22 protein-coding genes and 1 other RNA gene are annotated in these 23,089 nt (G+C 65.0%); 13 read left to right on the forward strand and 10 right to left on the reverse strand.

The window, feature by feature from the left end:
* Window positions 1-57 precede the first annotated feature (57 nt).
* Entirely contained in the window at window positions 58-2,571 is a 2,514-nt protein-coding gene (locus KUV82_RS04275; RefSeq protein ID WP_219955654.1) for a TonB-dependent receptor, read from the forward strand.
* Between the two features lie 114 nt (window positions 2,572-2,685).
* Here the strand turns inward: KUV82_RS04275 and KUV82_RS04280 are convergent, their stop codons facing one another.
* From KUV82_RS04280 to mtgA, 5 genes are all read right to left on the reverse strand, one after another.
* A complete protein-coding gene (locus KUV82_RS04280; RefSeq protein WP_219955655.1) occupies window positions 2,686-3,255 on the reverse strand; it encodes a fasciclin domain-containing protein in 570 nt (189 codons plus the stop codon).
* A gap of 93 nt (window positions 3,256-3,348) precedes the next feature.
* Complete coding sequence (locus KUV82_RS04285) at window positions 3,349-4,068, reverse strand: anti-sigma factor (RefSeq protein WP_219955656.1); 720 nt, start codon at window positions 4,066-4,068, stop codon at window positions 3,349-3,351.
* The gene (locus tag KUV82_RS04290) at window positions 4,065-4,634 is read right to left on the reverse strand and encodes a sigma-70 family RNA polymerase sigma factor (protein ID WP_219955657.1); all 570 of its coding nucleotides are present in this window, start codon (window positions 4,632-4,634) and stop codon (window positions 4,065-4,067) included. The genes KUV82_RS04285 and KUV82_RS04290 overlap by 4 nt, the downstream gene beginning before the upstream one ends.
* Window positions 4,634-5,554 carry a cation diffusion facilitator family transporter gene (locus KUV82_RS04295; RefSeq protein WP_219955658.1) on the reverse strand — a complete coding sequence of 307 codons (921 nt, stop codon included), beginning with the start codon at window positions 5,552-5,554 and terminating at the stop codon, window positions 4,634-4,636. The genes KUV82_RS04290 and KUV82_RS04295 overlap by 1 nt, the downstream gene beginning before the upstream one ends.
* Before the next feature lie 7 nt (window positions 5,555-5,561).
* Entirely contained in the window at window positions 5,562-6,230 is a 669-nt protein-coding gene (gene mtgA, locus KUV82_RS04300) for a monofunctional biosynthetic peptidoglycan transglycosylase (protein WP_219955659.1), read from the reverse strand.
* 107 nt (window positions 6,231-6,337) lie between these two features.
* Between mtgA and KUV82_RS04305 the strand changes: the two genes are divergently transcribed.
* Together KUV82_RS04305 and KUV82_RS04310 are read left to right on the forward strand one after the other, a co-directional pair.
* Entirely contained in the window at window positions 6,338-7,672 is a 1,335-nt protein-coding gene (locus KUV82_RS04305; protein WP_219955660.1) for an amidohydrolase, read from the forward strand.
* A gap of 54 nt (window positions 7,673-7,726) precedes the next feature.
* Window positions 7,727-9,373, forward strand: a complete 1,647-nt coding sequence (locus KUV82_RS04310; RefSeq protein ID WP_219955661.1) for a DUF1963 domain-containing protein — start codon at window positions 7,727-7,729, stop codon at window positions 9,371-9,373.
* Window positions 9,374-9,435: 62 nt separating this feature from the next.
* Here the strand turns inward: KUV82_RS04310 and rpoH are convergent, their stop codons facing one another.
* A complete protein-coding gene (gene rpoH, locus KUV82_RS04315; RefSeq protein ID WP_219955662.1) occupies window positions 9,436-10,341 on the reverse strand; it encodes an RNA polymerase sigma factor RpoH in 906 nt (301 codons plus the stop codon).
* Between the two features lie 122 nt (window positions 10,342-10,463).
* Entirely contained in the window at window positions 10,464-11,420 is a 957-nt protein-coding gene (locus KUV82_RS04320) for an RluA family pseudouridine synthase (protein ID WP_375541236.1), read from the reverse strand.
* Between the two features lie 32 nt (window positions 11,421-11,452).
* Here KUV82_RS04320 and KUV82_RS04325 point away from each other — a divergent pair, with 32 nt between their 5' ends.
* The 6 genes from KUV82_RS04325 to KUV82_RS04350 all read left to right on the forward strand — a co-directional run bounded on the left by KUV82_RS04325 (window position 11,453) and on the right by KUV82_RS04350 (window position 16,047).
* On the forward strand, window positions 11,453-11,821 hold the full coding sequence (locus tag KUV82_RS04325; protein WP_309148095.1) for a M67 family metallopeptidase: 369 nt from the start codon (window positions 11,453-11,455) through the stop codon (window positions 11,819-11,821).
* A gap of 36 nt (window positions 11,822-11,857) precedes the next feature.
* Window positions 11,858-12,517, forward strand: a complete 660-nt coding sequence (locus KUV82_RS04330; RefSeq protein ID WP_219955664.1) for a histidine phosphotransferase family protein — start codon at window positions 11,858-11,860, stop codon at window positions 12,515-12,517.
* Entirely contained in the window at window positions 12,514-13,236 is a 723-nt protein-coding gene (locus KUV82_RS04335) for an N-acetylmuramoyl-L-alanine amidase (RefSeq protein ID WP_219955665.1), read from the forward strand. Before KUV82_RS04330 ends, KUV82_RS04335 begins: the two co-directional genes overlap by 4 nt.
* Before the next feature lie 79 nt (window positions 13,237-13,315).
* The gene (gene aqpZ, locus KUV82_RS04340) at window positions 13,316-14,035 is read left to right on the forward strand and encodes an aquaporin Z (protein ID WP_219955666.1); all 720 of its coding nucleotides are present in this window, start codon (window positions 13,316-13,318) and stop codon (window positions 14,033-14,035) included.
* Between the two features lie 46 nt (window positions 14,036-14,081).
* Window positions 14,082-14,482: RNase P RNA component class A (rnpB, locus tag KUV82_RS04345), an RNA gene on the forward strand.
* A 50-nt stretch (window positions 14,483-14,532) separates the two neighbouring features.
* A complete protein-coding gene (locus tag KUV82_RS04350; RefSeq protein ID WP_219955667.1) occupies window positions 14,533-16,047 on the forward strand; it encodes a pentapeptide repeat-containing protein in 1,515 nt (504 codons plus the stop codon).
* A 2-nt stretch (window positions 16,048-16,049) separates the two neighbouring features.
* Here KUV82_RS04350 and KUV82_RS04355 read toward each other — a convergent pair whose 3' ends face one another.
* Window positions 16,050-16,859 carry a metallophosphoesterase family protein gene (locus tag KUV82_RS04355; protein WP_219955668.1) on the reverse strand — a complete coding sequence of 270 codons (810 nt, stop codon included), beginning with the start codon at window positions 16,857-16,859 and terminating at the stop codon, window positions 16,050-16,052.
* Window positions 16,860-17,119: 260 nt separating this feature from the next.
* On the opposite strand from KUV82_RS04355, the gene KUV82_RS04360 reads away from it, so the two are divergent.
* Complete coding sequence (locus KUV82_RS04360; protein WP_219955669.1) at window positions 17,120-17,872, forward strand: TorF family putative porin; 753 nt, start codon at window positions 17,120-17,122, stop codon at window positions 17,870-17,872.
* A gap of 60 nt (window positions 17,873-17,932) precedes the next feature.
* Here the strand turns inward: KUV82_RS04360 and KUV82_RS04365 are convergent, their stop codons facing one another.
* The gene (locus KUV82_RS04365; RefSeq protein ID WP_219955670.1) at window positions 17,933-18,685 is read right to left on the reverse strand and encodes an SIMPL domain-containing protein; all 753 of its coding nucleotides are present in this window, start codon (window positions 18,683-18,685) and stop codon (window positions 17,933-17,935) included.
* A gap of 90 nt (window positions 18,686-18,775) precedes the next feature.
* Between KUV82_RS04365 and KUV82_RS04370 the strand changes: the two genes are divergently transcribed.
* The gene (locus KUV82_RS04370) at window positions 18,776-19,213 is read left to right on the forward strand and encodes a VOC family protein (protein WP_219956210.1); all 438 of its coding nucleotides are present in this window, start codon (window positions 18,776-18,778) and stop codon (window positions 19,211-19,213) included.
* Window positions 19,214-19,222: 9 nt separating this feature from the next.
* On the opposite strand, the gene nhaA is transcribed toward KUV82_RS04370, so the two are convergent.
* Complete coding sequence (gene nhaA, locus KUV82_RS04375; RefSeq protein WP_219955671.1) at window positions 19,223-20,434, reverse strand: Na+/H+ antiporter NhaA; 1,212 nt, start codon at window positions 20,432-20,434, stop codon at window positions 19,223-19,225.
* Window positions 20,435-20,516: 82 nt separating this feature from the next.
* Between nhaA and KUV82_RS04380 the strand changes: the two genes are divergently transcribed.
* Together KUV82_RS04380 and KUV82_RS04385 are read left to right on the forward strand one after the other, a co-directional pair.
* On the forward strand, window positions 20,517-21,920 hold the full coding sequence (locus tag KUV82_RS04380) for a glycosyl transferase family protein (RefSeq protein ID WP_258319844.1): 1,404 nt from the start codon (window positions 20,517-20,519) through the stop codon (window positions 21,918-21,920).
* Window positions 21,917-23,047, forward strand: a complete 1,131-nt coding sequence (locus tag KUV82_RS04385; RefSeq protein WP_219955673.1) for a hypothetical protein — start codon at window positions 21,917-21,919, stop codon at window positions 23,045-23,047. The genes KUV82_RS04380 and KUV82_RS04385 overlap by 4 nt, the downstream gene beginning before the upstream one ends.
* Window positions 23,048-23,089 lie beyond the last annotated feature (42 nt).

A 23,089-nucleotide genomic window follows, 5' to 3' on the forward strand; every position in this document is an offset into this window, starting at 1 on the left:
TTGCTTTGCAGCATGAGGGGCTGCTCCTCGAAACGCCCAATCATGAGGTAGTAAGATATGAAAAAGAGAACAACCGGTCACATCACCCGCGCGGCGCTGCTCAGCAGCACCATGATCGCAGCCGCTACGGCCGTCCCCGCCTTTGCGCAGGACGGCGGCGAAGCCGCGAGCGCGCCGACAGGCGATAACGTCATCGTCGTCACCGCAACCCGCCGCGAAGCGTCGGTCCAGGACATCCCGCTCAACATCGCGGCCGTGGGCGCCGAACAGATCGAGGAGCAGGGCCTTACCGAACTGTCGGACCTCCTGCCGTTCGTACCCGGCATCAACATCGTCGACCGTGGCGGCCGCCAGGGTAACCCGGTGATCGTGCGCGGCCTGAACGTCGACGCAATCGGCTCGGGCGACGGCAACAACGACGGCGGCGGCACGGTCGCCACCTACATCGGCGAAATCCCCGTGTTCGTTGACCTCAAGCTCAACGACCTCGAGCGCGTCGAAGTGCTGCTTGGCCCGCAAGGCACGCTCTACGGTGCCGGCACGCTGGGCGGCGCGATCCGCTACATCCCGCGCAAGCCGCAGTTCGGCGAAACCACCGGCTCGGTCCGCGGCGAAGTGTCGAAGTTCGATGAGGCATCGAGCCTCAGCTACGAAGCCGGCATGACGCTCAACGTCGGCCTGACGGACACCTTCGCGATCCGCGGCTCGCTCGACTGGACCGACAATTCGGGCTTCATCGATTACGTCAACGTGGTCGACCAGATCGGCGTCACGAACCCCGATACGGGTGCCGGCCTCAGCCGCGTCAAGGATGCCGATGGCGAGCAGACCCTGTCGGGCCGTATCGCGGCGCGCTGGGAACCGGCGCCCTGGTTCGATGCGACGCTGACCTACTATTACCAGGAAGCCGACATCGAAGGCCGCCGGGTTTCGCACTGGCGCAACAATGTGCCGGGCCTGCTTGACAGCACCGCCAGCGTCGGCCGCTACGAAGCCGCCTTCCGCGTGCGCGAACCCAACACCATCACCAACGACCTGATCGCGCTCGAAATGGTCGCCGACCTCGGCTTTGCCGAACTGACCTCGGCAACCGGCTGGAGCACCTTCAGCGACGATGGCCAGCGCGACCAGACCAACCTGCTGATCACGCTGGAATACAGCTACGAGCTGTTCCCGGGCTTCACCGCCTTCACCCGCGAAGTGGGCGAAGAAGAGCGGATCAACCAGGAAATCCGCCTCGTGTCGAAGGGCGATGGTCCATTCAACTGGATCCTCGGCGGCTATTACAACCGCTTCGATGCAGCCGGTTCCTCGTCGGAATTCGTTCCCAACTACGTCCAGTACGTGAACCAGCCGGCTCTGGGCTTCGGCCTGACCGACCGTCCGGACGCGCTGGAGTACTTCTCCACCGCGCGCAGCCGCCTGACGGAAGCCGCGGTCTTCGGTGAACTGGGCTACACCTTCTTTGACCAGCTGACCGTGACCCTGGGTGGCCGCTATTACGACTACAGCCTCAAGGCCGCCTCGACGGTGGACTTCCCGCTGTTCGAGCCGCTCAGCTACACCCCGCTTACGCTCGACCAGGTTGCGAGCCAGGCCTTCGATCCCGCGCTTGCGCAGTCGGACAATGGCTTCCTGTTCAAGGCCAACGTGTCCTGGCAGGCGAGCGACGATCTGCTGCTCTACGCAACGGTCAGCGAAGGCTACCGCATCGGCGGCGTGAACGGCCTCGGCGAATGCCCGGCATTCGATCCCAACGCCACGCAGGGCGCCTGTGCGCTGGCACCGGGCCAGCAGTTCGGCCCCAACCCGACCGATATCTCGGCGCGCGATGAACGCCAGTTCTCGCCCGACACCACCCGCAACTACGAAATCGGCTTCAAGTCGACGCTTGCGGACGGGGCGCTGACGTTCAACGGGGCGTTCTACTACATCGACTGGATCGATCCGCAGCTCGGCTCGGCAACGGTGAACGCGAACATCCCGATCACGGTCAACGGTTCGGGCGCAAGCTCGAAGGGTGTCGAGCTGTCGGCAAGCTGGCGGGCGACCGACCGCTTCCAGCTGCGCGGCAACTTCAGCTACACCGATTCGACGCTGACCGCGTTCACGCCGGACCTGATCCGCACGATCACGCCTCCGGGCTTCGGTTCGGGCTTCGAGGATGGCCAGGACGGCGATCGCCTGCCCGGTTCGCCGAAGACGCAGTTCTCGCTGTTCAGCGCCTACAACCTGCCGCTCGACAATGGCGATGGCCTCGTCTTCAACGGCAGCCTGACCTACCAGAGCAGCGTGCTGACGCGCGCCGGCGGGCGTGGGTCCAGCTTCACGCTGCCGGGATTCGCCGTTGCGAACGCAGCGGTGTCGTATGAAGCGGCGAACTGGACCGCGACGCTGTTCGTCGACAACCTGTTCGACAAGTTTGCGGAGACCGGTGCGATCGGTACGCCGCAGTTCAACCAGACCGTGACCGACTTCGAAGGCGGCACCGTGTATCCGCGGGCCTTCTCGACGCACATCCTGCCTCCGCGGCAGATCGGTCTGCGGTTCTCCTACAACTTCGGTCAGTAAACCGTCCGAAGACCCAAAAATCCCCGCCCGGCGAGAGTGTGCGCCGGGCGGGGACGAGTTGGGTGCCGCGCGGAGGATGGGGTGGCCCGGCCGGCACCCTGGGGGACAACCGGATCAACCGGGCAGGAAAACCCCGTCCGTGACATGGATCACGCCGTTGGTGGTCTTCACATCGGCCTGGACAACCTTGGTGGTGCGACCGGCATTGTCGGTCACGACGATGGTGTGGCCATCGAAGGCCGCGCTCAGCGTTTCACCCGCGACCGTCTGGAATTCGTAGGTACCGCCCGACTGGCGGATCGCCTGCGTCAGCGCTGCGGCCGGCACGCGGCCCGAGACGACATGGTAAGTGAGGACATTGGTCAGAGTGCCCTTGTTCTCCGGCTTCAGCAGCGTCGAAACCGTGCCATCCGGCAGGGCCGCAAAGGCATCATCGGTCGGGGCAAAGACGGTGAACGGGCCCGGCGAAGACAGCGTGTCCACGAGGTCCGCCGCCTTCACGGCAGCCACGAGCGTGTCGTGGACGCCAGTGCCGACAGCGGTTTCGACGATGTTGGGCTGGCTCTTGGCCGCCTTCATACCATGGTCGTGAGCGATAGCCGGGGCTCCGGTCGCAAGGGCGAAGGTGCCCATGGCCGCAAACGAAGCGAGGGCTGCGGCTTTGAACTTGGTGGAAATCGACATTCGTAACTCTCCTTTGCACAAGGCCCCGTCCTGCCTGTGCGATGAGTTACGAAGGCGGCTGCGCTGCGGATGCAGCGGGCTGCAAAAAAGTGGCTAAATCGTTGTAAACCGGGCTTCTGCGACCACCGGGCCTGCGTCGGCATCGGCCGGCTTGCCGCCCAGAGGCTCGCGCGTCAGCACCAGCTGGGATCCGCTTTCGAGCGCGCGGGCGACATCGGCGGGTACGGTATGCGCGACGACCTTGCCCGGCGTGACGATGCCAAGCGACACAAGGTCGCCCTCTGCCGGGACAAACCAGATCTCATGGTCGTGTACGCCATCAGCGGAAAGGCCGACCGCGCCGACCAGCAGGCTGTCGTCTTCGGGAAGATAGGTGAAGTCGAGGCTGAGCGGCGTGCCTTCGATAGGCATGTTCGCAGCAAGCAGCGGCAGGTTCTGGCCGGCGTTTGCCACCTGGGGCGCATCGGGGTCAGTCGGCCCGCCCAGCTGGGGCAGGGCGAGGAAGGCCAGCGCAACCGCGGCTGCGGCACTCAATCCGCCGGCCCATTGCCAGCGGCGCAGGCTGCGGCGCAGCGATATCACCTCGGCGCTTCCGCCATCATCGGCGAGCTCGGCCTCGATCCGCCGCCAGACTTCGGCGCGGGGCGTTCGCGGATCGACCGCATCGGCCAGCGGGGCCAGCCGCTCCTGCCACTGGGTCACCTGCGCGGCAAACGCGGGATCGCTCGCTTCGCGGGCGCGCGCGGCAAGCAGTTCCTCGCCTTCGAGGAGGCCGAGTGCGTATTCCGCGGCAAGGGTCTGCTCAGCCGTCATTCGCCCGCCTCCATACACCCTTTGAGCTTGGCAAGCCCGCGGCGGATCCAGCTTTTCATCGTCCCCAGGGGCACGTCCATGCGCTCTGCCAACTCGGCATAGGTGCGCCCTTCGAAGAAGGCGGTGCGGATCGCCTCGCGCGGGGTCTCGTCGAGCGTTTCAAGGCAAGTGTGCACGCGCGCGCTGCGTTCCTCGTCGATCATCATCGTGTCGGCGAGCGGCGCGCTGTCGGGAATGGGGGCGGCTTCATCCTCCGGCACGGCGCCGCGGCGCACCTTGCCCGTGCGCAGCCGGTCGACCGCGCGGTTGCGGGCAAAGGTCGCCAGCCACGAAATCGGGCTCGCCCGCTCGGGGTCGTAGCGGTCGGCACGGCGCCACAAGGTAAGGTAGACGTCCTGCAATGCGTCCTCGGCTTCTTTCTCGTCCCCCAAGATACGGTAGCAGATGCCGAATAGTTTCGCCGAGGTTGCACGGTAAACCTCTTCGAGCGCCGCGCGGTCGCCGCCTGCCAGCCGGCGCATGGCCGCCTTGAGCTTTTCGCGGGCTTCGGCGGAAGCGGCGCGCATCAGCAACCGCTCTCGCAATGGTGTTCGCGTTCGATCTGGATGGTTGAATGGCCAATTCCGTGATCGTGATCGAGCGCGTGCTGGATTTCGCGCAGCAGTGCATCGCCCGGATGGCCTTCCGGCATGATCAGATGCGCGGTCAGCGCGGTTTCGGTGGTGCTCATCGGCCAGATGTGGAGGTCATGGACCGCCGCTACGCCGGGAAGGCCTGTGAGATAGGTTCGTACGTCAGTCTCGGAGATGCCCTTGGGGACCGCCAGCATGCTCATGGCGATGGAATCCTTGAGCAGGCCCCAGGTGCCCCAGGCGATGACCGCCACGATCACGAGGCTGACGGCCGGGTCGATCCACGCGTTCCCGGTCCACAGGATCGCGAGCCCGGCGATAACCACGCCGAGGCTGACCAGCGCGTCCGCCGCCATATGGAGGAAGGCGCCGCGAATGTTGATGTCGTGCTGGCCGCGCAGGAAGAGCGCGGCGGTGCCGGCGTTGATGACGATGCCGATGCCCGCCACGATGGCCATGGTTTCGCCTTCGACGGGAGCCGGCTCGGCGATGCGGTGCAGTGTCTCGAACAGGATCGCGCCGATGGCGACCAGCAAAAGGCCCGCGTTGGCCAGCGCGGCAAGGATGGTCGAGCTCTTGTAGCCGTAGGTGAACCGCTGCGAGGGCGGGCGCTTGGCCGCGACGCTTGCCCCCCAGGCGAGCATCAGGGCGAGCACGTCGGACAGGTTGTGTCCCGCATCGGCAATCAGCGCCATCGAACCGGAAATCCAGCCGTAGACCGCCTCGACGATCACGAAGCCTGTGTTGAGGATGATCCCGATCAGGAAGGCGTTGCCGAAATCGGCCGGCGCGTGGCTGTGACCGTGGCCATGCCCGTGCCCATGGCTGTGCGTATGGTTGTGACCCGCGCCCATCTCGGTCCTAGCGATAGACGCAGGAATCGAGCCCGTCACGCGCGACGACGCCGATACGCGCGGAAATCGTGTTGCCGTGGCGCGCCAGCCAGCCGCCCGGGTTCTTCACCGACCGCTCCTTGGGCAGCGGCAGCGCGGCGGCCATCCGCGCGGCTTCCAGCTGGGTGAGCGAGGCCGCCGACTTGCCGAAATAGCGCCGCGCGCCCGCTTCGACGCCATAAGTGCCGATGCCGGTTTCCGCGACGTTGAGATAGACTTCCATGATCCGCCGCTTGCCCCAGATCTGCTCGATCAGCAGGGTGAACCAGGCCTCGAAACCCTTGCGGATGTAACCGCCGCCTTGCCACAGAAAGACGTTCTTCGCCGTCTGCTGGCTGATCGTGGAACCACCACGGAGGCGCCCGCCCTGGCGGTTGCTTTCAATCGCTTTCTCGATCGCCTCGCGGTCGAAGCCGTCGTGGGCACAGAATTTGCCGTCCTCGGCCGCGATCACCGCACGGACCATGGATCGGTCGATGTTCGATAGCGCGGTCCAGTCCTTGGTGATGCCGTTCGCGTCCATCAGCATCGTGGCGGTCACCGGAACCGGGACGAAGCGGAACAGCAACACAAGCAGGAGGCTGAGGCCAACGAAGCCGAGTAAGGCCTTGAACAGGAAGCGAACCAGCCAGCGCATGGCGCGCCTTTAGCCTTCGGCCGGGCATGGCGCAATCTGCCAGCTTGCCCGGCGCCGCGCGTCGTGCTTACGTCGCGGCCCGGCGAGGGGCCGTGAGGGAGTATTCAATGCGCAAGGCACTTTTGGGCACCGCCGCGTTCGCCGCGGCCCTTTCACTGGGCGCTGCGCCCGCAGCCGCGGATCCCGCGGCGATCAAGCAGGCCGTGGCGGCGGATTACGACAGCCACCTCGAAGCGCTGTTCAAGCATTTTCACGCCAATCCCGAACTCTCGTTCCTTGAAACCGAGACGGCCAAGCGCATGGCGAGCGAGCTGCGCGCTGCGGGTCTCGAGGTAACCGAAGGTGTGGGCGGCACCGGCGTTGTCGGCATCGTCCGCAACGGCGATGGTCCGCTGATCCTGCTGCGCGCCGATATGGACGGGCTGCCGATGCCGGAGAAATCGGGGCTCGATTACGCCTCCACGGCGACCCAGGTCGGGCTCGACGGGCAGGAGTACCCGGTCATGCATGCGTGCGGCCATGATGTGCACATCACCTCGATGGTGGGCACCGCGCGGCGCCTGATGGCGATGAAGGACCAGTGGTCGGGCACGCTCATGTTCATCGTCCAGCCAGCCGAGGAACGCGTGGGCGGGGCCAAGGCGATGCTCGATGATGGGCTCTACGAACGCTTCGGCAAGCCGGATTACGCGCTGGCGTTCCACGTCGCCTCGATCCTGCCCACCGGCAAGATCTCGGCTTCCGAATCCATCCAGTATTCGAGCGCGGATTCGGTCGACATCATGGTACCCGGGGTCGGCGCGCATGGCGCAAGCCCGCATATGGGCCGCGATCCGGTCTATATCGCATCGCAGATCGTCACGGCCATGCAGTCGGTCGTCAGTCGCGAGATCCAGCCGCTCTCGCCCGCAGTCATCACCGTGGGTGCCTTCCATTCGGGTACCAAGCACAACATCATTTCCGACCGCGCGGACCTTCAACTGACGGTGCGCGCCAATGACGAGGCGACCCGCGCGCAGCTGCTGGCCGCGATCGAGCGCATCGCTGTTGGTATCGGCAAGGCGCACGGCCTGCCTGACGAGCTGCCGGTGACGGTCACCGTGTCCGAAGGCACACCCGTCACCAACAACGATCCGGAGCTCGCGCGCCGCCTCAACGCGGTGATGAAGCGCGACCTTGGTGAAGATGTCTGGCAGCCCTGGGAGCAGCGCGGCATGGGCGCGGAGGACTTCGCCTATTTCGTCGCCGATGAATACGGTGTGCCGGGTTACTATTTCGCGGTCGGCGGTACGCCGCAGGAAGCCTTCGACGCAGAGGCTGCCGGCGGGCCCGCAGTACCCTCGCACCATTCGCCGCTCTTCAAGGTGGCGCCGCGCGAATCGGTGACGCTCGGCACCGAGGCGATGATCGCCGCGGTTCTCGACCTCGCGCCGCCCTCGTAACCGGGCGTTCCCGGCCTCCACTCCTTGTTTGCAATTAGCCGCTAGGTCCGCTGCATGGACATCCGCATACTCGTCGCTGTTGGAATCTCGGTCGTGCTCCTTGGGGCCGCATGGCTGGTGATGCGCGCGCGAGCCGCGCGCAGCGCGCGGTTGGATGAGCAGGCGCAGGTCGCATCGGAAAGCGACCGTGTCGCAAGCGAGCGCCTCTCCCGCCTGGCCGCCACGCGGCGGGAGCAGGAAGAGCGCGCGCACGAACAGGAAGAAGAGGCGGATCCGGAAAGCGAAACCGGCGAGCTGGTGTCGCCTGAATTCGCGGAGCAAGATCAGAGCGATCCGCCGCCCGCACCGGCGTACGAAGCGGAGCCGTACGCGCCTGCCGAAACTTTGGAGAAAACGGCCTCCGAGCCCGAGGGGCCGGAGCAATGGTCGACCCTGCTCGTACCCCAGGTCCCGATCGATCGCGACGCGCCCTTGCGCAGCTGGCTAGGCGGGCGCCCGCATTTGCCGTTCGGCGCGGAATGGCCGGAAGCGGACGGCAAGCGCTACGTGTTCTTTGCCGGCATATGCCTCGCCGATCTGGACGAGCGCATGTGGCACGGCGAAGGGCCGCGCGAGGGCTGGATGCTGGTGTTTCTTCATCCGGAGACAAACGCCCCCCACCTGATACACGTGGCCACGATCGGTACGGGCGAGGACGAACGACCGGACGCATTTGCTTTCGACTATTCCCTGTTCGGTCCGTTTGGCGGTTTCGCCGCCGATGAACCGCAAGGCCGGCGAATTCCGCGCTGCTTTGCCGAGTGGCCGGTAACACTCGAACTGCAGGACGAGACGGTGAAGGACGGATCAGGATCAGCTCCAACGCCCGGTCCTGACACGTTCGATTTTGCCAACCCCGCTCTGCACCCTGTCGACGAGTTTGCCATGCTGGCCCTGCTCGATGCCATCAACGACGATTTCGCCGCCGTGAGCGAAGCGCGCTATTCGGATAACGAAAGCGTTGCTGCGGAAAGCCGCAAGGCGGTGGATGAACTGCGCCGCAAGCTCACCCAGGCCCTCGAAGCGGAAAAGCCCGATCAGGACGCAGCGGCGAGCCTGCGGGCTGAACTGTCGCGGACCGAAACCCAACACAATAATTTCGTGAGTGAGGTCGATACCAACACGGCGGCGCAGGCGCACCTTCTGCAACTGGCCGAGATGGTCCGTGATCATGCGACCAAGAACGGGCTCAAGCCGGCCGAAATCGCGCAGATCATGGAGGGGCTTGCCGAAGTGCCGGTGGCGGCCCGCATGCGCGGCGGCAAGGACGGCGATCGCCGCCTGAAGCTGGTCGAACGTCCTCTGACGCAGGTGACCGCGGGGGACCCGCATCCCGGATCCTCCATGATCCCCGTTGCTATCGAGCACGCCAAGCAGGCCTATACGCGCCGACCGGACGTTCTCACCGACGAGCAGAACGCGTTCTGGAGCCAGTATCTTGCCGCGCAGGCGCGTGCGCCTCTGGGCAAGATCGGCGGGGCACCCACGGGCGCCGGCGCAGAGCTGGAGCAGCCGCAGGACGTGCTGCTTCTGGAGCTTGAAAGCGCGCGTCTGGTAGGGTGGACATTCGCCGATGGCGGCAGGATGCGGATCACGCTGGCGCGGTCCGACCTGCGCAGCGGCGCCTTCGACCAGGCCCGCGTGGACATGTCAGAGTCCTAGAACGAAACGGCGCGAGAAACCGGTTGGTCTCTCGCGCCGTCCTCGGTGATTGGTGAGCCGCCTCAGGCCATGCCGGGCAGCAGCCGTTCGCCAGCGATGGCCTTCATGGCCTTCTGCAGCTTTTCGAACGCGCGCACTTCGATCTGGCGAATGCGTTCGCGGCTGACGTTGTAGACCTGGCTCAACTCTTCGAGCGTCTGCGGGTTTTCCGTCAGGCGGCGCTCGGTGAGAATGTGTTTCTCACGGTCGTTGAGGCTGTCCATCGCTTCGACCAGCATGTCGTGGCGCACTTCGCTTTCCTGTGCGTCGGCGACGAGCTCGTCCTGCAAAGGACCATCGTCCTTCAGCCAGTCCTGCCATTCGCCTGAGCCGTCTTCGCCATTGCGCATCGGCACGTTGAGCGATCCGTCGCCGCCCATCAGCATGCGGCGGTTCATGTTGATCACTTCCTGCTCGGGCACGCCGAGATCGGTGGCGATCTTGGTCACGTCGTCGGGATGGAGATCGGTGTCTTCGTAGGCGTCGAGGTTCTTCTTCATCCGGCGAAGGTTGAAGAACAGCTTCTTCTGCGCGGCGGTGGTGCCCATCTTCACGAGGGACCAGCTGCGAAGGATGTATTCCTGGATGCTCGCCTTGATCCACCACATGGCATAGGTCGCGAGGCGGAAGCCGCGATCGGCTTCGAACTTCTTCACGCCCTGCATGAGGCCGACATTGCCTTCGGAGATGAGGTCCGAGACCGGCAAGCCGTAGCCGCGGTAACCCATTGCGATCTTCGCAACCAGGCGCAGGTGCGAGGTGACGAGCTGCGCAGCAGCTTCGGTATCGTCATGCTCCTCGTAGCGCTTGGCGAGCATGTATTCCTGCTCTTGCGTCAGCACGGGGTATTTCTTGATTTCGGAGAGATAGCGGTTGAGGCTCTGCTCGCCGCCGAGCGCCGGAACGCTCAAAGTTTTGGTGTTGCTCACTCGTACCCTGACCTTTCTTGCGTCGACCTCACTTGCCGGACCCCTGATGGGCATCCGACTCTCGGGCCACTGCGGTTACATATAGCGGACGCCGGCGAAATTGCACATGGCATTCGTCGATATCAACGTGCGGTTTGGTCGATCAGTTCCCGCATATCGGCGGGCAATTCGGCGCAGAAATCCAAGGTTTCTGCGCTGATAGGATGGCTGAATCCGAGCCGTGCAGCGTGGAGAGCCTGACGGGCAAAACCGAGTTCGTCGAGAAGGCCTTTGAGAGCCTTGGGAGTGCGTCCATAGACAGGGTCTCCCAATAGCGCATGGCCGATTGACGCACAGTGAACGCGGACCTGGTGTGTGCGGCCCGTTTCAAGCCGGCATTCGATCAGCGAGGCGTGATCGAGGCGCTGCAAGGTCTCGAAATGCGTGACCGCGTGCTTTCCGCGCGTCGCATCGTCCGGCAGGACCGCCATTTTCTTGCGATCCCGGTCCGAACGGCCGATCCGGCCTGAAATGGTCCGCGCTGGCGGGTTCGGATGACCAGCACACACGGCAAGGTAACGCCGGGTGATCGAATGGTCGGCAAATTGCCTCGCCAGGCCTTCATGCGCCGCGTCCGACTTGGCGACGACCAGCAGGCCCGAGGTGTCCTTGTCGATCCGGTGCACGATGCCCGGACGGGCGACCCCGTTGATGCCCGAAAGCTGTCCCTTGCAATGGTAGAGCAGGGCGTTGACCAAGGTGCCGTCCGGATTGCCTGCAGCCGGATGCACCACCATGCCCGCCGGCTTGTTGACGACGATGAGGTGCGCGTCTTCGAACACCACATCGAGCGGGATGTCCTGCGGCTCGGCCTCCAACGCTTCGGGTGGGGGCAGGGCGATCGAAAAGCGCGTGCCTGCCGCGACCTTGGCCGACCCGCTTTTCGCCAGCGTTTCGCCTACAGTCACCGCCCCGGCTGCAATCAGGCCCTTCACCCGCTCGCGCGACAAGTCGCTCGCCTCAGCCAACGCCTTGTCGAGGCGGCCCGCGCTTTCCAGCGTTCCGGTGATGATTTCGCCATCGGCCATGGTATGGGCCATGCGCGATGCCGGCCGAACTCTCAAGCGCAGTCGTGGAACGCCTCCTTGAAGAGGCCGCCTCGGCGCATCCTCAGGAATGCTGCGGCATCCTGCTGGGGGCGGACGACACAATCAAGGCGATCCGGCCCACAACCAACGTCCATCCCGCACCCGACCGCCATTTCGAAATCGACCCGCAGGCGCTGGTCGACGCGCACCGTGCGGCGCGGTCCGGCGGCCCTTCGGTGATCGGCTATTATCATTCGCACCCCAACGGCCGCGCCGAACCCTCAGCCACCGACCGCCAGCAGTCAGCCGGTGATGGGGCGATCTGGGCGATAATCGCGGCAGAGCGAATCACGCTGTGGCGTTCGGGGGATGCAGGGTTCGAAGCGCTTCCCTATGTGGTCGCCCCTCGCTAAGACCCTTCCCTGCATATTTACCATTCCGGGATCCCAATGGACGACCGTCAATCGATCGATCTTGCCGCGATGCTTTGTTCGCGCCTGTGTCATGACCTGCTCAGCCCCGTCGGAGCGCTTTCGAACGGCCTTGAGCTGCTGGCGATGGAAACCGACCCGGAAATGCGGGCCAACGTGATGCAGCTGCTCGAACAGAGCGCCCATACCAGCACCAACAAGCTCAAGTTCTTCCGCCTCGCCTTCGGCGCAGCCGGCGGTTTCGGAGAACGGGTCGATATCGAGGAGCCCAAGGCGCTCATCGAGGCGCTGATCGCCGAAAAGGCCAATGTCACGATCAATTGGGCGCTTGCCGATGCAACGCTGGGCAAGCCTGCGGTCAAGGTGCTGCTCAACTTTGCCCAGATCGCGATCGATGCACTGGTGCGCGGCGGCACGCTCGATATCGGTGCGGAAATGCGCGATGGGGCCTGCGAAATTGTGGTCCGCGCCGCCGGGCCCAAGATCGCGTTCGACGAGACCATCGGCAAGGCGCTCGACGGTTCGCTCGACCGCAGCGAGCTGACCAGCCGCACGGCCGCGGCCCACATGATCAACCTGCTCGCCGAACAGAGCGGCGGCGGGCTGCAGTATCATAAGGGCGCCGATGCGCTGGTTCTCGGTGCGGTCCTGCCGCAGGGCGAAGGGCTGATCGGTTGACCGGCACTGCGGGCGGAGGGGACGAACTGGTCCACCAGGAACGGCTTTCGCCCAATTTCGACGAGCGCAGCGGCGCGATCGATACGGTCGTCATCCACTACACCGAGATGCTCGGCCCCGAAGCGGCCCTCGAGCGTATGTGCGATCCTGAAGCCAAGGTTTCCGCCCACTACCTGATTGCCGAGGACGGGACGGTCACCCGCCTCGTGCCCGAAGAGAAGCGCGCCTGGCATGCGGGCGTTTCCTACTGGCGCGGCCAGAAGGATGTGAATTCGGTCAGCATCGGGATCGAGCTCGACCACCCCGGCCATCTTCACGGCTACCGCGACTTCAGCGAGGCGCAGTTCGAGGCGCTTGTGCCGCTCCTCGCCGCGATCATGAAGCGCCACGACGTGCCGCGCGCCAATGTGCTGGGCCATTCCGACATCGCCCCGCAGCGCAAGATCGATCCGGGCGAGCTGTTCCCATGGGAGCGGCTGGCTGAGTACGGCCTGTGCCTTCCGACGCCCAAGATCGAGCTCGGCGATCCGTTCGACAACGATGGGGCGTTCTACCTCGCGCTCGAACGCTTCGGCTACGACGTGACCGATGGCCACAAGGCGGTGGAGGCGTTCCAGCGCCGGTGGCGTCCGCGCAAGATCGACGGCGAGGTCGATGGCGAAATCCGGGCGATCCTGTTCCAGCTGCTGCTGGATCGGGACCGCGGCGCCCACCGCTAGGCGAGAGCCTGACCCTACGGAATCCTTGCGTTTCCCGCGCCAAAGTGCACTCTCCCCCGAAAACAAGGGGAGAGGGACAATGATGCGTAAGCTTTTTGCCGAGTTCTTCGGCACGTTCTGGCTGGTGTTCGGCGGGTGCGGCGCGGCGGTGCTGGCGGCCGGTTATCCCGAACTCGGTATTGGTTTTGTCGGTGTTTCCTTTGCTTTCGGCCTGACCGTTCTGACAATGGCCTATGCGGTCGGCGGCATTTCCGGCGGGCATTTCAATCCGGCGGTCTCGCTCGGCCTTGCGGTCGCCAAGCGGTTTTCCTGGAGCGAACTGGTGCCCTATTGGGCGGCGCAGGTCGTGGGCGCTTTCGCAGCGGCCGGAACGCTTTTCGTGATCGCTTCGGGCGCGGATGGCTTCGCGCCCGGCGGATTCGCCTCCAACGGTTTTGGCGAGCTGTCGCCGGGCGGCTATTCGATGCAGGCGGCACTCCTCATCGAGATCGTCCTGACCGCAGGCTTCCTGATCGTGATCCTCGGCTCGACCTCGTCCAAGGTGCCCGGCGGTTTCGCGCCCATCGCAATCGGCCTGGCGCTGACGCTGATCCACCTGATCTCGATCCCCGTCACCAACACTTCGGTGAACCCGGCGCGCTCGACCGGCGTCGCCTTCTACGCCGAGACCGCGGCGGTCGGGCAGTTGTGGCTGTTCTGGGTGGCACCGCTGATCGGCGGGGCAATCGGCGCGCTCATCTGGAGCTTCTTGCTGGCGCCCGACGAATCGCTCGAAGGTATCGGCGGCGAGGGCGAGTAACGCCGACGCTTGGCGAAACGCCGCTTTGCGCCTATCTGCGCCTTCGCCAGGGGGCCGGGCAGCCGCGTGATTTCGATCGCGAGGAAAGTCCGGGCTCCACGAAACGAGGGTGGCGGGTAACGCCCGCCCGGCGCAAGCCGAGGGAAAGTGCCACAGAGAGCATACCGCCGATGGCCCGTTTACGGGATCAGGCAAGGGTGAAAGGGTGCGGTAAGAGCGCACCGGGGCTTCGGTAACGCGGTCCGCATGGCAAACCCCACCCGGAGCAAGGCCGAATAGGGGCGGCGCGCTGCTTGCAGCAGGTGCGTTTCGCATCGACCGCCCGGGTTGGCTGCTTGAGCCATGGAGCAATCCATGGCCCAGACGAATGGCTGCCGCCGCAGATACGGTCCGCTTGTCGGATACCGTCTGTGGAGACAGAACCCGGCTTACAGGCCCCCTGGCGTTTCCGCATCCTGCCGAGTGTGGTAGCCCTCTGCCTCAAAAGGGGGATAGGGATGATCCGGAAAATTGCTGGCAGCCTTGCGGTCCTGAGCAGCGTGGGGCTGGCCGTGCCGGCCCATGCTGAGCCGGCGCCGCCGCTGACTGAGGACAGGGCCGAGGAGGTGCGAAGCGCCTGCGGCTACCCGCAAGCCGCCATCCTCGACGCGAGCGCGCTTGCATCAGTCGAGGACATGACTGCTCGCTTGCCCGATCGCGGGACCCCGCAGATCGTCTACGGCGCGCAGATTGCAGAGGCCGATTTCCGCGAGGCGGCCGCCAAGCTGGAGCGCACCTGTTTTCATTCGAGCGGCTTTCCGCGATCGAATTGGGACGGGGTTTCGGTTTCAGGTCTGTCTTTTGTGCGCTCGGACCTCTCGGGCGCGAGGATGCGCGGGGCGCGGCTGGATGCGCCGCGCTTTGTCGGCGTGAACCTGTCCGGCGCCAATCTTGCCGGGGCATCGCTGCGCGGTGGGCGTTGGGTCGGAGCCTATTGGGAAAGCTCGCTGGCAAGTACCCGGTTCACCGGCGCGCAGATGGAAAGCTTCGTTTTCGAATGCTCGATCGTAATGTCGGAAAGCTGCGGCACTGAAGCCACCACCTTTACCGGAGCGAGTTTCCGCGGGGCGGATCTCTCGCAGCTTTCCGTCTATGGCGGCGATGATTTCACCGGGGCCGAGTTCGATCGGACGGTGCTCGATTTGCGAGCCTTGGCCTACCTGCCGGCCTCCGCGCAATTCACCGGACCGGTCTATTTCTACCATGCATCGAACACCGATCCCGCGCAGCGCCAGGTGGAGGAATTCTCACCCGATGATATCGCCGAAATCCGGCGCAACATCGTCGATCCCCGCTCGCAGGACGCGCCCTCCTTCGATTGCGCGAAGGCTGGGACCCGGGCCGAACGCCTGATCTGCGGCGAATGGGCCCAGGGCTTGCGTGAAGCTGATCGGCTGCTGGCCGAAGTCTATGCTGAGGCGCGCGGCAAGGGCCTGACCACAGGGGCGGAGCAGAAGCGCTGGCTGGCCGAGCGCGACCGCTGCGAGGACAGCGACTGCATCGAGGCGGCCTATGCAGCGCGCACCGACGCCCTCCTAGGCAAGCTTGGTCCGAAAAGCACGCTTACGCCGGGGGCGACGAGAACCTACGTGGAGGCGGCGCTGCGCTTCGATCCGGCATTCCGCACGACACCGCTCTATCGCCGGCTCGCCGAGCCCCTGCGGGCCAGTGCGCTGCAGGGCGCCACGCTTACCATGCACGAGGACGGGTCGATCAGCGCATCGGGCGAAGCAATCGGCGGCAACGCGCATATGTGCAGCCTCGGCGTGGAGCGGGCCCGGTTCGATCCGGCCAATGGCTGGTACTCGGCGCAGGAGGATGACGGCACCCGCGTGCCCCTGTTCCGCCTGCTCGGGGACAGGCTGGAGTTCCGCTATTCGGGCAATATGGGCGACACTCCCGATGAAGCCTCGCGCTACCTCTCGTGCGGCGCCAGGGTCGGTTTCGGCCCGATGATCGCGCTTATGCCCTAAGCTTATTTGCCCTTGGGGAAATCGGCGTGCTCGACGGCGATAGTGCCGTCCTCTTCCCTTGCGTGGATCAACCGGCGCTGGGTGCCTTCGAGGACCAGGGCCGTCAGGTTGCCCGTGCGAAACGCGCCGGTGTCGATGCCGATTCGATAAGGCGTGTGCTCGATGTCTTCGAAGATCGTGTGGCCATGCACCACCACATGCGAGAACGGGTCGCGGTGCTTGAGGAAGCGTTCGCGAATCCAACGCATGTCCGATTGCTTCTGGTCGTCGAGCGGGCGCTTTGGGTTGATACCGGCGTGGACGAACACATAGTCCCCCGCGATCACCATATCTTCCATGCCCTCGAGGAACTTGCGGTGCTTCTTGGGCACCAGCTCGTGCAGCTCCGCCTGGAGCTCCTTCATGGTGAGCTCGGTGTAACGCTTCTTCTTGATGCCGTAGCTGAGCACGGTTTCCTTGCCGCCGTGCTTGAGGAAGTGCCGCAGCATTTCCTTGTCTTCGAAGCTTTCGAGGAACATTTCCTCGTGATTCCCGGCGATATAGCGCACGCGGCGCTGCTTGCCCCATTGGCGCGCCACATCGATCACACGCGCGCTTTCCGGGCCGCGATCAACGAGATCGCCGAGGAAGACGACGGTGCTTTCAGCAGGGCCGCTGGCCTTGTCATCCTCTTCGATCGCCTCGACCAGCGCGTCCAGCAGGTCACAGCGCCCGTGAATGTCCCCAATCACGTAATAGCGCTCCCCCTCGGGAATGCGGGGCTGCCATTTGCTGGCGGCGCTTTTCTTGAAGAGTTTGGCGAGCTTCATCATGGGTATTCAGGTGCGACCTAGTACGGGCCGACACAGATAGGCGTTTGCACCGGAGCGGGCAACAAACTGTGTCCCGCGTACCGTATTGCAGTTGCGAAAAAAGCACAGCTTTCGCTGCGTATGCGAAAAACATCGGAAGCGATCTTGCGTGAGTGGCTGACTCTGTGCAGGTTTATGCCCGTATCCGGACGAGGAGCCTAACAAAATGGCCCCGGCGGATTCGCAGGTGGGACGAAGCGACACTCGTACAGGAGTCTGTAATGCTCACGTCCTTTCGCGGCCTCATGGCCGTTTCGCTCGCTGCGGCGGGCCTCTCTCTCGCAACTCCGGCCATGGCCCAGGATGAAGAAGACATCGGCAGCGGCTTCACCGCGTCCGCCAATGTTGCCCTGACCACCGACTACCGCTTTCGCGGTGTCTCGCTGTCGGGCGGCGATCCGGCAGTCCAGGGCGGCTTCGATGTCGCCCATGACAGCGGTTTCTACATCGGCACCTGGGCCAGCTCCATCAAGGGCGGCGCGGCTTACGGCGACCTCGAAGTCGACATCTACGCCGGCTGGGGCGGAAACATCAGCGACGCAGTCAGCGTCGACATCGGTGTTCTCTACTACATCTACCCGACCGAAACGCTTGGCCTCGATACCGACTATATCGAGCCCTACGCCTCGATCGGCGTGAACTTCGGCCCGGCCGATGCGACCTTCGGCATTGCCTATGCACCCTCGCAGGATTCGCTCGGCAATCAGGACAACCTCTACCTCTACACCGATCTCGGCTTCGGCATTCCCGATACGCCGCTGACCGTCACCGGTCACCTCGGCTACACCGACGGTGCGCTGGCTCCGCCGCTGCTCGCCGGTACGGCTGACGACAGCGGTCTCGACTGGTCGCTCGGTGTCTCGGCATCGTCGGGCAATTTCGAATTTGGCGTTGCGTATGTCGGCACCGAAGGCCCGTCGATCGACGGCTTCACCGACGACGCCATCGTCGGAACGCTTTCCGCCAGTTTCTGAGAATTCGCTGGCGGGAAACACCTGGGGGGCGTGCTGTGCCGGCGCGCCCCCTTTTGCATGTCAATCGAGCGAGAAGTCGACGGTGGTCACCACCCGGACCTTCTTGAACGGCGTATCGCCCACGCCCCATCCGCCCGCTTCGCCATCGCGCGCGTCGATCGAGAAATACCCCTGCGTCGCCTTGCGGATGCTGCCCACATCGGCGCCGCTATCCTTGGCGAACTGCTCGGCCGCGGACCGCGCGTCGCGCGTGGCCTCGGCGACCATTTCGGGCTTGATCGCGTTGAGGCCGGTGAAGGTGTAGTTGATCCCGGAACCGTCCTCCAGGACGACACCCTGGCGCACCAGCTCGGCCTGGCGCCTCACCGCACTCTGCGCGCGTTCGATGTCCTTGGTGCGCAGGATCAACCGCTGGCGAACCGTGTAGAACACGCGGCCGTCGTTGGTGTAGTTGGAGACATTGACCCCGCCCGGGGTCAGCGCGTCATCGGGAAAGCCGAGCTCGTCGAAAAACTCGCGCACCGCCTCGGCGTCGCGGTCGGTGCTGGATTGCGCCTGCTGGAGGCTGAGGGCGGTCGAGGCGAAGGACAGGGTCCAGGTGGCGAGATCCGCAGTAACCTCGCGCTCGGCAAGGCCGCGCACGGTCACGCTGCGTTCGGCCGCCTTCATGCGCACCAGACCATCGCCAAGGACGAAGCCACCGACGATCAGCCCGATCGCGATAACTCCCGAACTGGCAAGCCAGCGTTTGAGCGTTGCATCGCCCGTGTTCGGCGTGGCACCATTGGCGGTGTCGGCGGTTTCGTCGGTCATGATCGCGGTCCTCTCAGCAATGTGCCTCCCGAGGATTGCGTAGTATCGCGGCGATGAACCGTGCTTGAATAGCGATGAATGGAGTTACCTTTGGTCAAATACCTGCACAGCATGATCCGCGTCGAAGACCCCGACGCGACGGTCGATTTCTTGAAGCTTATCGGACTTGAGGAGGTGCGCCGCTTCGACGTGGAAGCGGGCCGTTTCACGCTCATCTTCCTCGCAGCCCCGGGCCAAGAGGGCGTTGCGGAGGTCGAGCTGACCTACAACTGGCCCGCCGAAGACGGCACGCCTGCTGAGAAATACGATGGCGGGCGCAATTTCGGTCACCTGGCCTACCGCGTCGACGACATCTACGCGACCTGCCAGCGGATCATGGACGCAGGCCACACCATCCATCGCCCGCCGCGCGACGGTCACATGGCTTTCGTCAAGACGCCCGACGGCATCTCGATCGAGCTGTTGCAGGAAGGCTATCTCGACCCGCAAGAACCCTGGGCGAGCATGGAGAACACCGGTAGCTGGTAACGCCGCTGCCTAGTCGATGTAGGGCGATTTGGCGTCGTCCGGGTGCGTGGCCGAGAAACGCAGGATCAGGTACCCGGCGACCGCCGAGATCAGCGAACCCAGCAGGATGCCGATCTTGGCCTCGTTGATCAGCAGCTGGTCGCCCGTGAAGGCAAGCCCGCTGATGAACAGCGACATGGTGAAGCCGATACCGCACAGGATCGAAACGCCCCAGATCTCCTGCCAGCTTGCCTGGTCGGGTCGCGGGGCGAAGCCGATCTTGTCGGCGATCCAGATCGCGGTGAAGATGCCAAGCTGCTTGCCGAGGAACAGGCCAGCGGCAATCGCCAGCGGCAGCGGGGCGAGGATTTGCTCCACGCCCATGCCGGCCAGAGGAACGCCCGCATTGGCAAAGCCGAATACCGGCACGACAAGATAGGCGCTCCAGGGCGCAAGGCCGTGCTCGAGATGTTCGAGCATGGTGTCGTCGTCCTTGCCGCGCATCGGGATGCACAGCGCTGCGACAACGCCGGCGATGGTTGCGTGGATGCCGGTGTTGAGGACGAAGTACCACAGTACCAGCGCCAGCAGGATGAACGGCCAGTAGGACGACACGCGCATGCGGTTCAGCACCAGCATCAGCGCAACGACGCCGGCCGCGGCTGCCAGCCACAGCAGCTTGATGTTGGCGGTGTAGAACAGCGCGATGACCATGACCGCGCCGATGTCGTCGACGATGGCCACAGTCAGCAGGAACAGGCGCAGCGAGGCGGGGCAGCGGTTGCCGAGCAGGCCGAGCACGCCCATCGCAAAGGCGATATCGGTCGCTGCCGGGATCGCCCAGCCGCGCAGCAGCTGAGCATCGCCGCCAACCACGCCGACATAGACCAGCGCGGGGATCGCCATGCCGGCGATGGCGGCCAGGATCGGCAGCCGGCGCGATTGCGCGGTCGAAAGCTGCCCTTCGATCCATTCGCGCTTCACTTCGAGCCCGACGACGAAGAAGAAGATCGCCATCAGACCATCGTTGATCCACAGGTGCAGGTCGTAAAGCTTCGGGATCGGGGTCCAGGGCAGCTTCCCGTAGAACAATTGCTCGTACTCGCCGGCCAGCGGCGAGTTGGCCGCTATCATGGCGGCGGCAGCCACGAGGATGAGCAGGATGCCTGCCGAAGCGTCGCTGACGAAGAGCGCGCGGACCGGGGCAAAGACGAGGCGGAAAGCTGAAGGACGTTCGTTCATCTTGGGGACGCTCTCTTTCGCAAAGCGGCCCACGTTGCAAGTCTTGAAACTCGCGGTTATCCAGAAAGTCAGGGGGTGCCGCTTGGTACTAGGGTCGTTTACCATCGCGGAATGGTTCGTGCTGGTTCAGCACGAGTTGCTGCTGTTCGCAGCGGCGTTCTTCGCACTCGGCCTGATCGACGAATTCGCGCTCGACTGCAGCTACCTGTGGCTCCGCCTCCGCGGGCGCATCCGCACCGCCCGTCTTGAAGAGGGCGACCCCAACCAGATCACGCACCTTGCAGGCGCAGCTGCTGTCTTCATTCCCGCGTGGAAGGAAGCCAGCGTCATCGGTGCGACCGTGGGCCACATGCTCCAGGTGTGGCCGCAGGACGAACTGCGGATCTACGTTGGCTGCTATCGCAATGACCCGGAGACCATGGCTTCGGTCGTCGCCGCTGCCCGGGGCGACACGCGCGTACGGCTGGTCGTGCACGGCCGCGACGGACCCACATCGAAAGCCGATTGCCTCAACCGCCTGCACCAGGCGCTGGGCGAGGACGAATACCGCAGCGGGACAAAGGCGCGCATGGTCGTGCTTCACGATGCGGAGGACATGGTCGATCCCGCGGCGCTGGCGGTGCTGGACCAGGCCCTGTGGCACGCCGATTTCGTCCAGTTGCCCGTGCTGGCCCTGCCGCAGCACGGCTCGCGCCTCGTAGGCTCGCACTATTGCGACGAGTTCGCCGAATCCCACGCCAAGGCGCTGGTGGTGCGTGACGCTCTGGGCGCGGCCATTCCGGGGGCTGGCGTGGGCTGCGCCATTGCGCGCGCCTCGCTCGACAAGCTGGCGATCCGGCAGGGCGGCAAGCCCTTCGCCGAGGAATCGCTCACCGAAGACTACGAACTCGGCCTCAAGATAGTGGAGGCGGGCGGACGTGGACGGTTCCTGCGTATACGCGGCGCCGACAACCGCCTGATTGCAACGCGGGCGTTCTTCCCCGCGCGGCTCGATGCCTCGGTCCGTCAGAAGACCCGCTGGATGCACGGCATCGCGCTGCAGGGATGGGACCGGCTCGGCTGGGGCAAGCAGCCGGTCGATCTGTGGATGCAATTGCGCGACCGGCGCGGTCCGCTGGCCGCCATTCTGCTGGTCATGGCTTACGGGCTGGTGGCCCTATCCGCGATCGGGCTCGGTCTCGAACAGCTTGGCCTGGTCGATCCCCCGCCGCCCACACCGCTTCTCAAGGCACTTCTGGTCATCAACATGGCAGGGCTCGCCATGCGCTTTGCCGTGCGCGCCGTGTTCACCGCGCGCGAGCACGGCTGGCGCCAGGGCTTGCTCGCGATCCCGCGCACCTTCGTATCGAACATCATCGCGATCATGGCGGGGCGCCGGGCGCTGGCGGCCTATGTCGGCACGCTGCGCGGTGCACCCATCATCTGGGACAAGACCGAGCATCGCGACCACCCGGCGCTGGCCATCCCGCGTGAGGAACCGGCATGAACAACGCGATAGCCCGGAGGCAGGGCCAGCCGATCCTGTTCCTTGGCCTGCTGGCAACCGGCTGGCTGCTGCTGCGAATTGTGACATGGGAAAGCCCGCTGGCACCTGCGCCGCTCCTTGCCGAGCCTTTGCGGTTCGCAGGCACCGGCATGGAAGTGGAAGCCGCGCCGATCACGCCGGAAGAAAAGCCGGCTGCCGATGATCCGCCGCCAGCGCCTCTACTTCCCGCCCCATGGGGGCCAGTTCCGGCACCGGTCTCGCAAAACCCCGTCGCGCCGCCTCTCGCAGCGCCGCTTCCAGTTTCTCCGCCGCGGGAGGACGTTTTTGATCCGCATCGGCGCGGAGTTGGTCACGCGATGCTGTTCGCCGCGGGCATGGCCAGCCTGCCGCTGCCCGCCAGCGTTGCACGCATTATCGATGAGGAAGCGGAGAGCCGCGTTTCGGCTGAGGCATCAGTGCCAGCCCAGCCGACAAAGCGCTGGCGGTTCGACAGCTGGGTTGTCCTGCGCCAAGGGGGCGCCGGCCTGTCTGGAACAGGATCGCAGCCCGCCAGCTACGGGGCGAGCCAGATGGGCTCTGTGCTGGCCTACCGGCTTGCGCCGTCCAGTCGACGCCAACCCTCTGCTTACGCCCGCGCCAGCCAGGCTCTGGTCGCCGCAGGCGAGCGCGAGGTCGCCTTGGGCCTCAGCGCTCGCCCGCTTCCGCGCCTGCCGGTCAGCCTTCATCTTGAAGCACGGGTGACCGAGCGGCCCGGTGAAACCGAAGTCCGGCCCGCCGCCTTCCTTGCCGGGGGATTCGAGCGCGTGGACCTTCCTGCTGGCCTGCGTGCTCGTGGGTATGGCCAGGCGGGTTACGTCCATGGCGATTTCGCGACTGCCTTTGCCGATGGGAAGATCGTTGCCGATCGCGAGGTGGCCTCGTTCGATCTCGGCAAGGCTTCACTTGGCGTGGGCGCCTGGGGCGGGGCACAAAAGGGAGCACACCGGCTCGACATAGGCCCGACACTGTCGCTCGATATTCGCCTTGGCGAGACTCCGGCGCGGCTCGAAGCCGATTACCGCTGGCGGCTTGCAGGCAATGCGGAGCCGGGCAATGGCGGCGTTTTGACGCTTTCGACCGGCTTCTGACACGGTTCAGCTTTTATCCGTGACGAGCGTGCGATAGGGCGC

The sequence above is a fragment of the Qipengyuania flava genome (assembly GCF_019448255.1).
Lineage (GTDB): Bacteria > Pseudomonadota > Alphaproteobacteria > Sphingomonadales > Sphingomonadaceae > Qipengyuania > Qipengyuania flava_A.

What these genes read in the sequence shown, in the direction of transcription:
- KUV82_RS04275 (WP_219955654.1), top strand. Translation starts at nt 58, where the DNA reads ATGAAAAAGAGAACAACCGGTCACATCACCCGCGCGGCGCTGCTCAGC.
- KUV82_RS04280 (WP_219955655.1), bottom strand. Translation starts at nt 3,255, where the DNA reads ATGTCGATTTCCACCAAGTTCAAAGCCGCAGCCCTCGCTTCGTTTGCG.
- KUV82_RS04285 (WP_219955656.1), bottom strand. Translation starts at nt 4,068, where the DNA reads ATGACGGCTGAGCAGACCCTTGCCGCGGAATACGCACTCGGCCTCCTC.
- KUV82_RS04290 (WP_219955657.1), bottom strand. Translation starts at nt 4,634, where the DNA reads ATGCGCGCCGCTTCCGCCGAAGCCCGCGAAAAGCTCAAGGCGGCCATG.
- KUV82_RS04295 (WP_219955658.1), bottom strand. Translation starts at nt 5,554, where the DNA reads ATGGGCGCGGGTCACAACCATACGCACAGCCATGGGCACGGGCATGGC.
- mtgA (WP_219955659.1), bottom strand. Translation starts at nt 6,230, where the DNA reads ATGCGCTGGCTGGTTCGCTTCCTGTTCAAGGCCTTACTCGGCTTCGTT.
- KUV82_RS04305 (WP_219955660.1), top strand. Translation starts at nt 6,338, where the DNA reads ATGCGCAAGGCACTTTTGGGCACCGCCGCGTTCGCCGCGGCCCTTTCA.
- KUV82_RS04310 (WP_219955661.1), top strand. Translation starts at nt 7,727, where the DNA reads ATGGACATCCGCATACTCGTCGCTGTTGGAATCTCGGTCGTGCTCCTT.
- KUV82_RS04320 (WP_375541236.1), bottom strand. Translation starts at nt 11,420, where the DNA reads ATGGCCCATACCATGGCCGATGGCGAAATCATCACCGGAACGCTGGAA.
- KUV82_RS04330 (WP_219955664.1), top strand. Translation starts at nt 11,858, where the DNA reads ATGGACGACCGTCAATCGATCGATCTTGCCGCGATGCTTTGTTCGCGC.
- aqpZ (WP_219955666.1), top strand. Translation starts at nt 13,316, where the DNA reads ATGATGCGTAAGCTTTTTGCCGAGTTCTTCGGCACGTTCTGGCTGGTG.
- KUV82_RS04350 (WP_219955667.1), top strand. Translation starts at nt 14,533, where the DNA reads ATGATCCGGAAAATTGCTGGCAGCCTTGCGGTCCTGAGCAGCGTGGGG.
- KUV82_RS04355 (WP_219955668.1), bottom strand. Translation starts at nt 16,859, where the DNA reads ATGATGAAGCTCGCCAAACTCTTCAAGAAAAGCGCCGCCAGCAAATGG.
- KUV82_RS04360 (WP_219955669.1), top strand. Translation starts at nt 17,120, where the DNA reads ATGCTCACGTCCTTTCGCGGCCTCATGGCCGTTTCGCTCGCTGCGGCG.
- KUV82_RS04365 (WP_219955670.1), bottom strand. Translation starts at nt 18,685, where the DNA reads ATGACCGACGAAACCGCCGACACCGCCAATGGTGCCACGCCGAACACG.
- nhaA (WP_219955671.1), bottom strand. Translation starts at nt 20,434, where the DNA reads ATGAACGAACGTCCTTCAGCTTTCCGCCTCGTCTTTGCCCCGGTCCGC.
- KUV82_RS04385 (WP_219955673.1), top strand. Translation starts at nt 21,917, where the DNA reads ATGAACAACGCGATAGCCCGGAGGCAGGGCCAGCCGATCCTGTTCCTT.